Origin of the sequence: Halorubrum sp. C191 (assembly GCF_002727095.1) — an archaeon.
In the GTDB taxonomy this organism is placed as follows: Archaea; Halobacteriota; Halobacteria; order Halobacteriales; family Haloferacaceae; genus Halorubrum; species Halorubrum ezzemoulense.
In genome coordinates this window covers 1-642 of record NZ_NHNZ01000112.1, presented here as the reverse complement: position 1 = coordinate 642, position 642 = coordinate 1, and the positions used below count along the sequence as shown (strand labels likewise).

At 65.1% G+C, this 642-nt stretch carries 1 protein-coding gene; it reads left to right on the top strand.

From position 1 onward, the window contains the following. Positions 1-213: 213 nt before the first annotated feature. On the top strand, positions 214-642 hold a 429-nt coding region (gene hpt, locus Z052_RS11760; protein WP_099289039.1), incomplete at its 3' end, for a hypoxanthine/guanine phosphoribosyltransferase.

Here is a 642-nt window from a genome sequence, read left to right as displayed (position 1 = left end):
GCGTGCGCCCGCCTCGCGGCCGGGGGTTCGGTGGTGATCGTGTCGATCAGCTGCTTATAAATGATGTTGTCGTACGGCCTCGGAGCCGGGGTTTCGAGCCGATCCGGCGTTGGGTCTCGACCGCGTCTCGCTCGCGGAGAGTCGTCGTGCGATCGACTCACACCGCGATCCCGCAACCGCCACGCTTTATTAATCCGGCCGAGTACCCGCGACATGGACCAGTTGCGGCAGTCGCTCCTCGACGCGCCGATCATCGAGAAAGGCGAGTACCAGTACTTCGTCCACCCGATCAGTGACGGCGTCCCCATGCTCGAACCGGAGCTGCTCCGGGAGATCGTCATCCGGATCATCCGGAAGGCGGAGCTGGAGAACGTCGACAAGATCGTCACCCCCGCGGCGATGGGGATCCACATCTCCACCGCGCTCTCGCTGATGACCGACATCCCGCTCGTCGTCATCCGGAAGCGCCAGTACGGCCTCGACGGCGAGGTCCCGCTGTTCCAGGAGACCGGCTACTCCGAGTCGGAGATGTACATCAACGACGTGGAGGAGGGCGACCGCGTCCTCGTCCTCGATGACGTGCTCTCGACCGGCGGCACGATGAAGGCCATCCTCGACGCGCTCACCGACGAGGTCGGCGCG